This is a genomic window from uncultured Alloprevotella sp. (assembly GCF_963536905.1).
In the GTDB taxonomy this organism is placed as follows: Bacteria; Bacteroidota; Bacteroidia; order Bacteroidales; family Bacteroidaceae; genus Alloprevotella.
In genome coordinates this window covers 42,274-52,372 of the sequence record NZ_CAUTBW010000014.1, presented here as the reverse complement: position 1 = coordinate 52,372, position 10,099 = coordinate 42,274, and the positions used below count along the sequence as shown (strand labels likewise).

The window sequence follows — 10,099 nt, the reverse complement described above, 5'->3', positions numbered from 1 at the left end:
GTTCCCCCTCGCTTTGCTCGGGTATCACCCGCGGTTAAGCATAGTGCGCCTCCGCCGGAGGCGGCTTTGTATGGATGCGGATGAGGGCGTTATTCTGTGCTGCTGCGGCCGAACCAAAGGCGGGAGTGGCTATTCTCTGCTTATTTCTTCTAATTCCTATTCTTTTATAAAAGAAAAAAGATTGTATAATATTTGTCTGCAATCATAATATTCTTGTGCAAATCCTAAAACTATGAGCTATACTCGTCTACTTTTTCATATCGTCATACGTCCATATAATAGTGAGAGAGTTCTTACTCCAGAACATGAAAATGATTTATATCGCTTTATTTGGGGGTATGTACGTGGAAAGAAAGGTGTTCTCTATCGTATCAATGGCATGCCAGATCATATCCACATGTTTCTTGAGATTCCGGCTTCTGTATCTTTGTCTGATTTTATGCGTAGTTTGAAAATTGCTACACACAACTATCTGCTGTCACACCATGACTTATTCCCTCATTTTTCAAAGTGGTCAGAAGGTTACTTTGGTGTGACGTATGGTGAGCATGAGAAAGATAAAATAGTTAACTATATCAAGAATCAAAAAGATCATCATAAGCATTGTTCGTTGTCAGATGAAATACGAGAGATGCTACTTCAATCAGGTATCGAGTATAAAGAAAAGTATTTGTTCTCAAACCTTTAGTTTAGTAGTGACAGAAGGGAGTCTCTACGCACTAACTCTCTCTACGTTATCACCCACTGTCCCCGGCGGGGACACCCCATGCTTAACCGCGGGTGACGCCCGAAGGGCGAACCCGTGGACAGACGACAGCGCAATTCTCCGACACCGGCGGTGTCGCACAGCAGCCTACCTCTGCCCGCTTCTGCACGTCTGAGTTACCCCCTCCACGCTTTCAAAAAAACTCCCGATGGCGTGGGCTATCGGGAGGTATATTTTTAAGAGACGCGGAGTCTCCTTGCTTGCTATTATTTTAGTGGCGTTCGCGGCGAACGGAGAAGGTGGCGTTGCCAGTGGACGGACCTGCTGTGCGGCGCGGGGTGCGGCGGCTCACGTTGGAGCTGCGGTGGCTGGTGCCAGAAGAGCTGCGAGAGAGAAGGCCGCGGCGGCCAGATGTTGGCTTTGTGGCTTCGGTGGCGAGGGAGTCAGTTTGGGTAGTGTCTTGCTTCACGCTGTCGCCAGCCCATACATGGTTGTGGAAAGCCGTGAGTTCCTGCTCGATTTTGTTCTGAGCAGCTTTCAGAGCGGTATCCGTGCGGGCTGTTTCGGCCAAAAGTCGGTCTTGGAGATTCACCACTTTATAGATGTCGCCCGCATAGCGGTTCATCGTGAAATAGTCGTCGGCGGAAATGGTGGAGGCATTGTTCAGCGAACTCTCCATGAGCATCAGTTTGCCCAAATAAGGGGCTGCATCGCTGTATTTCACCCAGAAAAGTGGATATTCCGTTTCCTCGCCGCCGAAGTCGGCATCGCCGCGCACGAGGACGGGGCAAAGCGCTGTCACTTGCGTGTGGAAAGTGGCGGTGTGTTGGTCGTAGTAGACGCTCTCCTTGATGTAGTAGCGTGTCACATCGGTTAGCGAGAGATCGGCATCGTCCACGCGCATCCGTCCATCCGTCACGGTATAGTATATGGAGTGATCGTCCATAATTTTCTTTGCCGAGATGGCGTTGGAACGGCTGAAGTCCTCATTTCCCGTTGCTACGTTGTAAGCATAAGCCGTCACTTGTTGGCGCAAGATGAGCTTCATCAGATACGTGAAGAGATTGACGCGTCCTTCCTGCGGCGTGATGGGATAGTAGAGCGAAGCGTTTCTGTCCTGCTTGAGGTTGAGGCGGCGATAGATGTCGCGGCGCCAACTAACGTCGGTGGGCATTTCAGCAGCCACGGGGAAGTCGCGATAGGACACGCCGCGCGGAGCGTTCTGGGTGCGCTGTTGCTGCTGGGCGGCTGCTTCAGCCTGACGCTTGGGAGGCTGAGCGGAGGCAGTGAGCCCCATCAGGACGGCGATGAACAATATGATTCGTTTCATATACTTATGTTTTCGGAGAGTTAGTTGATGATGACTTCCAGTGCTTGCGGAAGTGTGCGCGTGGTGCCATCGGGGCCGGTAGCAACCACGCCGCGAATGTAGAAGCGACTGCCGTTGCGCAACTGGCGCATGAGTTCACGCTGATTCTCGGAGAAGCGTGAGCCTGCGGAGCGTTCTACGCGAAGTTCGCCCATACGGCCTGCGAAGACGCATTCGAAGCTCTGCACGCGGAATTCGATATCGAGCAGTCCATCGTCGATAGCTGCATTGAGGCCTCCAGCGTTGAGGATGGCGCCTTTCGTAAGGCGACCGCCTTTGAAGCGGGTGTCGCCCAAGGCGAGATAGGCGGTGGGGTCGGGTAGGCGGCGCACTTTGAAGGTGTAAGAACCCATGGTGGTTTGCTTGCCGTTGACCTCGCCCGTCACAGTGAAGGTGACGTCCTGTCCCACAGCGGCGGGGCGTGCTATGTACTTGCCCTTGCCTTGTGCCGTGAGGCTACCGCCCTTCATGCTCAAGTGGACCTTGTCGCTACTAATGCCGCTGGCACTTACGCTAACGGGGTTGTTGAATCCGGCGTAGAGCACGTTCATCAAGTCGGCCGCTACGGTGGCTCCGGAGGGGGGCGCAATGACGTTGTACTTCTGGGTGAAGTTGCGGCGTATGATGTCGCCCGCGGCATTGGGCATGAGGATGTAGCCGGAGAAGCTATACTCGCCGGGTGCTCCAGCGGTGAAGCTATAAGAGCCAGAGGAGCTTATCTGTCGCCCGTTGACGAAAATCTGCGGGCGTTGTGTCGTATCGACAGCAGCCATGAAAATTTTGCTGTTGAAGACTTCACCAGGCATGAGCGTGGTGCGCTCTGCTGCTACATAAGCGTTGAGTTCGTTTACACGAATGTCTTTGAGGTCGATATTGGCGCGGAGCGTGTGGAGCACTTGATTCTCGGCCTTTCGAATATCGCTCTGGAGCTTTGAGAGCATCGTGATGGCGGCTATAGCGGGCATGTCCTCGAACATATACTGCTGCCAGTTTTTGCCCAATAGCGTGTTGTCGTTTTTGGGTACCGCGGTGCTGAGGTCGGAGGAGATAATGGCGCGTTGGCGCTGGTCGGTGATGAATTGTAGGATGAAGTCGCGGTAGGCATTGATGCCCTCGAAAAGTTGCTTACCTTTCCCATTGACTGGCGCAAGCATAACGCGGCTGGCGGCCTCCAAGTCCTCTTGATTTCTAAGGGCGTCGGGCTTTCCTTCAGCTCCGTCGGCTTCTCGAGCGATGGCCCATTTCATTTTTTCGGCGAAGTTGTAGAGTCCATCAGACATCTTGCGCACGCTGAGTGCTTTGTCGTACCAGGGCTTAATCTTCTCGGGGTTGAGCTTCATCTGAGCGGCGAAGTCGTCGTATATGTCGCGGTTTTCCTTGTCGGCGTTGGTTGTGGTGCGCTGCAGGCTGTCGCCTACGAGGCGGAAACCTTTGAGCACGTCGGAGGAGACGTTCAATGCGAGCATGGCCAAGAGGAGGACATACATCAGGTTGATCATCTTCTGACGTGGGGAAACCGGTCTTTTTTTGATAGTGCTGGACATTATAATAATGTGCTAATGCGGAGCGGCTAATGCCGCTTTTTTTAATGTGCTAATGTGCTAATGAGGGAATGTGCTAATGAGGAGCAGCGAGGGCCGCTTTTTAATGTGCTAATGCAGAATGAGAATATGCTAATGTGCTAATGGGGGAATGTGCTAATGCGATTATTGCTGCGGGGCTTGGTCTACACTGCCTCCGTTGCGCACAACGTTGACGGTGAGGGCGTCAATCATGCGACCATACACTTGGTTGAGGCGTTGGATTTGCTCCGCCAAGATTTTGGTTTGATTGTTGATGTCGTCAATCGTGCCCACTTGCAGAGAGATGCTCTTGAGGTGTAGCTCATAAACCTTGTTGATGCCTGTAAGAGTGCGGTTGAGGTTCTCCATCTCTTCGCTGTCGCGGGTGAGTTTGAGATTCTGTTCGTCCACTCTCGCCAATGTTTCGTTGAGCGTGTTGAGTTTGTCAATATACACTTTTGTGGCTTCCTCCATTTCGGGAGAGAGCACAGCTTGCGCGCGGTGGAGCAATTCATCATTGGCCAAACGGATGATGCTTGCCAACTGTTCTGCATCTGCATCGTGCGGAATGCTAATGCCTTCGGTGGGAGCATTGCCAGCTTGCGACTGAGTGGCCACAGCTACTTGCTGAACTGGAGCACTTGCGGGTTGAGCAAAAGCTGCTGCAGGCTGATAGGCGGTTGCTGGTTGCACTGTTGTCGGAGTAATGGTTTCTGTTGAAGTGGAGGTTTCGGGAGCCTCTTCCTCCTCTTCGTCCTCATTCATCCGTGCTTCAATCTCTTCGTCGGTGAGGTAGTTCTTGGGGAGTTCTTTACCAATCTCTTGTTTGTCGAAAGGACGGTCGAAGGCGCTCAAGAAGAACACGACGACCTCTGTGCCCATACCGACGAACAACATCATGTTGCCGCCCGGAAGGTGGGTCAGTTTGAAGAGCGCACCAAGGATAACGATGGAAGCGCCCCAGCTATATGCGTAGTTGAGGAATGTCTGACCGGGAACACTGTCCATCCAGTGTTGCAGGCGGATGATGAAATTTATTTTAGACATTGTTTTGCTGTACTAAATTATCGTATGTGTAGGTAGATGGTAGGAGATCACCACCTTAGTTTTTCTTTCCAACTCGGGGAAGTTTACCCGTGCGAGTGCCTGCCAAACTGCGAACGCAGCGGAAGCCTATGAAGGAGCGCGGGTGGTTCTGATATTCGTAGGTGCGCCATGCGGAGCGAATCAGGCTCAAGGGGTCTTTCCATGAACCGCCACGAACGCTCTTGCGCTTAAGGGCGTAGGGGTCTTCCTTTGCGGCATTGTAAGACAGCTCAGGGTTGATGTCGGCCATGGCTTTTACGCCCGCACTGGTGTAGGTTGTGCTTGTCCATTCGGCCACATTGCCCGCCATGTCGAACAAGCCGTTGGAGTTGGCACCATAAGTGCCCACCTGGCTTGTCACGAGATTACCATCATCGGTATAGTCGCCCTCATCAGGTTTAAAGTTGGCGTAGTAGCAACCTTTCTTGTTTGTTTTTGTATTGTTATCGTCTTCGGCTGGCGTCCAAGGGAAAGGATTCTGTTCCTTACCGCGTGCAGCGTATTCCCATTCGATTTCCGTCGGCAGACGATAGCGCTGAATGTAGCGTGCCTGAGGGCCAAGACCTTTGAGGAGATATTGCGTGCGCCAAGCACAGAACGCATTGGCTTGTTCCCACGTCACACCAACAACAGGGTAGTCGTTGTAGGCCGGTGAGGACCAATAGTTCTTCATGTAAATCTCATTGTTGGCGTTCGTAAAGTCGTTCACCCAGCAAGTTGTGTCGGGATATACGTTCACTATATAAGTGTTGAGGAAGTCCCACGGGCCACTCAATGGACGCTCGATAGTTTCGCGCACAATTTTCCCGTTCTCGTCCACATAGGCCGTGTCCTTGCTGATCATTACTACCTCGTCTGGGTCAACGGTGTGGTCGGTGTTCAGATCGCGTTCTTCGGGGTTGAGGCGGTACTTGCGGAGTGCTGCCTTTTCGTAGTCGTAGATTTCATAGCGGTAGTTGAGCTGGCGGAAGTCGATCATCTTCGTCCCATCAATGGGGTTGGTGAAGTAGAGACTCTCGTAAGCTCGCTGCTGGTCTTCGTCCATCTTTTTGGGCAGAGCTTTTGCCCAGTTGAGATGGGGCTTCACAGGATCGCCATTCTTGTTCTCTGTGATTTTATAGGAGTCATCACCACCAAAAGAGGGATCAGCGAGGCGTTCGCGGAAGATGGAATCGCGTACCCATGTGACAAACTGGCGGTACATGGAGTTGGTCACTTCCGTTTGGTCCATCCAGAAGCCGTCAACAGAGATGTCGCGCGCTGGAATCTCTTTGCCCCAGAGCGTGTCGTTTTTTTCGATACCCGTACGCAGGTGACCGCGCTTAATCTCTACCATGCCGTAGGGAGTGGGCTCACTCACGGTTGTGCCGCGTGAACTTGTTACTTCTCCGCCGCTATTCATGGCTCTGTTGCTGCCGAAACAGGAAACCAGCGTCATGGCAACGCAGGCGGAAGCGAGTATTGTAAAAAGTTTTTGTATCATGTTTGTTTTCTATATTCTTAAAGTAGTCTACAAATAGCGAACACTTCTGTGTAGGTTCTTACCACGTTTCTGCAAATTGAGCGGCATACGGTAGCTGATGAGTAGTTCGTGATTGCCCGCGCCAAGTCCCATCCCAGAGGTGTTGGCTTCGTAAGCGTAGCTGATGTCAATGCCGTGGAATGTTCCACCAATGAAGAGCGTGGCGCTGTGCTGCGGAGCATAGGTGGCACCAGCGTAGAGGCGTTTGTTCTCATGTGTGTAGACGAGGCGACCCGTGAAATCAGCACGAAAATCCGTTCCATCGTAGCGCATCATTACCGAAGGCACTATAGTTAGTAACGGACTGCGCGTTTTTATATTGTATCCAGCCGTGAAATTATAGAGCGGTTTGTAGGTAATCTGGTTGCGTTCCCCCAAGAGTACGGTGGGAGCGGTGAGGTGCTGTACACCTATTCCGGCATACCATTGTTTGCGGTGGAAGAAGAGACCTGCTGAGGCATCGAGTTTCGAACCTGTCACGTCAGACGTGGGGATGGCTGGGTCGGAGCCAGCACCATCGGCCAGGTCCGCCTTACTTCCTTTGAAACTCTCTGCGAGCATATCAGCTTCTGCGCCGAGGCTCATCACGCCACCAAAGAGGCGGAAGTGATAGCTATATTGGAGTGCAAACCGTTTGTGGCTGAACAAACCGATTTCATCGTTCTGGAATGTAGCACCTACACCGTGGCGCGTTCTCCCTATTTGAAAAGCCATGTCAGCTCCTGCATACATCGTACCGCCTGCATCATCGTAGCCCATAGGGTGGGTCATATAAGCCGCGTTGATAGAGAGCTGGTCCGAGCGGCCTGCCGTAGCGGGATTGAACTGCGGCTCCATGTCCCAATAGTGGCTGAAAGCTGGTTCCTGCTGGGCATAAACTGAAGTGCCACACAGTAAGAGCAATGCGGCGAGCAGGAAACGTATGTGAGTCGTTGACGTCATATTTTATTATCAGAACGTAAAAAAACGGTCTTTATTGTATATGTATCGTTTTGTTGCTTTGGTGCGGGGAGGAGCGGATGGTGCGGAATGCGAAGCTCAAGAAGCTTTTGCCACTGCTCGATAGAAGCATTTTGAAAAAGCAAGGCAACGACGGTAAGTTTTCGCCATTGCCTTGCGATTCGGCAGGAGGCGCACCAGCGCCAGTCCTTTTAATATTCATCCTCGTTGAAGAGGAGCAAGGCATATAAGTCTTAGGTAATAATGTAGTTGTGTCAGCCTTTTCGCTCATTTTATTTCGTGGTGAAATACCATAAATGGGCAAGTGGTTCATACAAACAACTCTGTCATGCGAAAGAAGTTTCCATAATGCGAATATTGAGACACTTCTCTATCTCCGCTATACTCTTGAATGAGAAGTTTGTGTGACCAGACAATATCTTGCTGACATACTGCGGAGAACAACCAAGGCGTGATGCGATGTCTGCACGTGAGAGTTTGTGTTCCTGCATATAATCAATAATCTTCATGGCGATGCCTTGCGACCATTTAAGCCACACTTCATTCTCTTGCCTCCACTTTGCTTCCTCTGCAAATGTGGAAGGTTCGCTACTAAGATTTTTCTCAAGAAATTTTAATGTTTTCTCTTTCATAATCAATCCTCCTCATAACAATCTATGAAACTATCTTTATCAAAGACTCCTTTCTGCTGCAAATAGTTTCGGCAAGCATTGAGCTTGTCTAATTCTATTTGAGTATGTTCTCTGTCTTGCATTTTTGCAGTGAGTTTTATGGCTCCACCTGTTATAATGTAGACATTTGGTTCTATTCTTATGGCATATATCCGAAGCCAACTTGCATGTCGTTCTCTGTCCCAATGGCGCGCTTTCTCACGCGTCAATTCATGAATTCTGTTATCTGTCAGACTTAATGGATGGAAAAGTCCGTCCAACTGTTCGGTGTATGGAAAGTCTAAGATTAGGCGTTCGAGGACTCTTGCATCTTCCATCGTGTCTTTAATGGCATCACTTATTTTCTCAACATGGAAGAATCCTTGTAGATCGTCTATATGGGCAAGAAAGAAATCAAGCAAATAATTGGCATTGCTCCACTTACGGAAAAGTATCGTTAGCTCGTCCGCTTCTTTTGCTTCATCTCTGACAGCCCAAAGATGATTGTATCCTGCTATAGCTCTTACAAATTTCATCTATCATATGTTTCCTGGTGCAAATATAGATATTTAGGATGAAATATGCAACTTATAAGTTGCATACCGTACTCTGTAAAACTTTTTTGCCCTAAAAAAAGCGAAGCAGGAATCTTGCTGTGAAATTCCTGCTCCGCTTTGTGTTCAACGATTTAAGCTGAGATGCTCAGCTCATAGGCCATTAATATTCGTCCTCGTTGAAGAGGAAGTCCTCTTTTGTAGGGTAGTCGGGCCATACGTCCTCGATGGTTTCGTAGACCTCGCCTTCATCTTCCAATTCTTGGAGATTCTCGACAACCTCCATAGGTGCGCCCGAGCGCATAGCATAGTCGATCAATTCGTCCTTTGTTGCAGGCCATGGAGCATCCTCCAGTTTTGAAGCCAATTCAAGCGTCCAGTACATAATCTATGTATGTTTTTAATGTGTTATTTATTTTTCCCGTATTTTACGGCGTGCAAAAATAGACTTTTTCTAAGAAAAGAAACAATATCTTATAATTTTATTTCCTCCGAACCCATAAATTTATTTAAATATCTGGCAAATAGGAAGAAAAAGTCGGACAAGCGATTGATATATACCATTGTTTCGTGTGGCAGAGCCTCTTCGCCCAGTCGCCAGATGGCACGTTCGGCACGGCGGCATACGGTGCGGCAAACGTCGGCTTGGGCGGCGGGCATCGCTCCGCCCGGCAGGACGAAACCACAGAAGCGGCCTTCCGATGTGTCCACGCTGTCGATGAGTTGTTCCATGGCTTCAATGGTTTCGGCCGTGGGCAATCCCTTCGGCTCTTTGAGGAGTGCCAGTGCGCCATTGATAGCAAAGATGCGGCGCTGAATATTGTAGAGATTTTCCCGTAGTTCCTCGGGACACATAGCCGCCAGGAGTCCGATGTGGGAACAAAGCTCGTCGAGCGTTCCGTAGGCTTCTACGCGGTCGTCACATTTCTTCACGCGGTGGCCATTGGCCAAGGACGTCATGCCCTTATCGCCGCTGCGGGTGTATATCTTCATATTGTACTAATAATTTATGGTGTAATCTTGTTTGTTCAGTCGTGCCTCAAAATAGGCCAACCCTAACCAGTAGAGATCGAAGGTGACGCGTACAGCTTCCGTTTTCTTCCATTCGCACCAAGCTTGTAGTGTTGAGCGCGAACGGTGTATGCCATAGACAATGAAGAGTGCGTGCTGACCAGCGTAGGGGAGAAGTGCATCAAGTATGGGGGCTATGGGTTCTGAGGTATTCAGAAAGAGGAAGTCGATATGCCCCATCTTGCTTGCTTGTTGCACCGCTTCCTCGGTGGTGGCTGCGCTGTAGCAAGTACATTTCTGACAAGCTGCTGCCACATACAGCTGTTCATCGGCCGTATCGGGCCCAACAAATAAGGCCGTGCGCGGTTGGCTATCATTGGCCAGACGGAAGAGTAAGCGGTCGTCACGTTCAGGAAGTGCTTGTCCTTTTCGTTCCTGGTGCAGCCGCTCGTAGGCGTAGTAGTGGCCACGCTGATAAATTACTCCTTTCACCAGTTGGAAAGCAAAAGGAGAATGGATGTTGTAGCCCCGCCGCTGACGAATGCGCCAACACCACACACCGATGCGCTGTAGATAATAAATGAACCGTTGCATATAGCGCGAAGGTAAGCAATTCAAATCACATTCCTTTCCTTTCGCTCCGGAAATACATTTATATATAGGAATAGATCTTTTATTC

The 10,099-nt window shown here is 50.2% G+C and carries 11 protein-coding genes; 1 reads left to right on the top strand and 10 read right to left on the bottom strand.

Annotation, left to right across the window (positions count from 1 at the left end; genetic code table 11):
- Window positions 1-232 precede the first annotated feature (232 nt).
- Window positions 233-688 carry an IS200/IS605 family transposase gene (tnpA, locus tag ABLA33_RS03915; RefSeq protein WP_347719320.1) on the top strand — a complete coding sequence of 152 codons (456 nt, stop codon included), beginning with the start codon at window positions 233-235 and terminating at the stop codon, window positions 686-688.
- Window positions 689-977: 289 nt separating this feature from the next.
- On the opposite strand, the gene gldN is transcribed toward tnpA, so the two are convergent.
- The 10 genes from gldN to ABLA33_RS03865 all read right to left on the bottom strand — a co-directional run bounded on the left by gldN (window position 978) and on the right by ABLA33_RS03865 (window position 10,014).
- Window positions 978-2,036, bottom strand: a complete 1,059-nt coding sequence (gene gldN, locus ABLA33_RS03910; RefSeq protein ID WP_347719319.1) for a gliding motility protein GldN — start codon at window positions 2,034-2,036, stop codon at window positions 978-980.
- A 20-nt stretch (window positions 2,037-2,056) separates the two neighbouring features.
- Entirely contained in the window at window positions 2,057-3,619 is a 1,563-nt protein-coding gene (gene gldM / locus ABLA33_RS03905; RefSeq protein ID WP_347719318.1) for a gliding motility protein GldM, read from the bottom strand.
- Between the two features lie 162 nt (window positions 3,620-3,781).
- On the bottom strand, window positions 3,782-4,684 hold the full coding sequence (gene gldL / locus ABLA33_RS03900) for a gliding motility protein GldL (RefSeq protein ID WP_347719317.1): 903 nt from the start codon (window positions 4,682-4,684) through the stop codon (window positions 3,782-3,784).
- Window positions 4,685-4,739: 55 nt separating this feature from the next.
- Window positions 4,740-6,206: an SUMF1/EgtB/PvdO family nonheme iron enzyme gene (locus ABLA33_RS03895; RefSeq protein ID WP_311490253.1), complete on the bottom strand. Its 1,467-nt coding sequence runs from the start codon at window positions 6,204-6,206 to the stop codon at window positions 4,740-4,742.
- 27 nt (window positions 6,207-6,233) lie between these two features.
- Window positions 6,234-7,187, bottom strand: a complete 954-nt coding sequence (locus tag ABLA33_RS03890; protein ID WP_347719316.1) for a PorP/SprF family type IX secretion system membrane protein — start codon at window positions 7,185-7,187, stop codon at window positions 6,234-6,236.
- 344 nt (window positions 7,188-7,531) lie between these two features.
- Complete coding sequence (locus ABLA33_RS03885) at window positions 7,532-7,837, bottom strand: helix-turn-helix transcriptional regulator (RefSeq protein ID WP_315091108.1); 306 nt, start codon at window positions 7,835-7,837, stop codon at window positions 7,532-7,534.
- 2 nt (window positions 7,838-7,839) lie between these two features.
- Window positions 7,840-8,391, bottom strand: coding sequence for a hypothetical protein (locus ABLA33_RS03880; protein WP_347719315.1), 552 nt, complete (start codon window positions 8,389-8,391; stop codon window positions 7,840-7,842).
- A 181-nt stretch (window positions 8,392-8,572) separates the two neighbouring features.
- The gene (locus ABLA33_RS03875) at window positions 8,573-8,794 is read right to left on the bottom strand and encodes a DUF2795 domain-containing protein (protein WP_009347943.1); all 222 of its coding nucleotides are present in this window, start codon (window positions 8,792-8,794) and stop codon (window positions 8,573-8,575) included.
- 89 nt (window positions 8,795-8,883) lie between these two features.
- A complete protein-coding gene (locus tag ABLA33_RS03870; protein ID WP_347719314.1) occupies window positions 8,884-9,402 on the bottom strand; it encodes a cob(I)yrinic acid a,c-diamide adenosyltransferase in 519 nt (172 codons plus the stop codon).
- Window positions 9,403-9,408: 6 nt separating this feature from the next.
- A complete protein-coding gene (locus ABLA33_RS03865; protein WP_347719313.1) occupies window positions 9,409-10,014 on the bottom strand; it encodes a hypothetical protein in 606 nt (201 codons plus the stop codon).
- Window positions 10,015-10,099 lie beyond the last annotated feature (85 nt).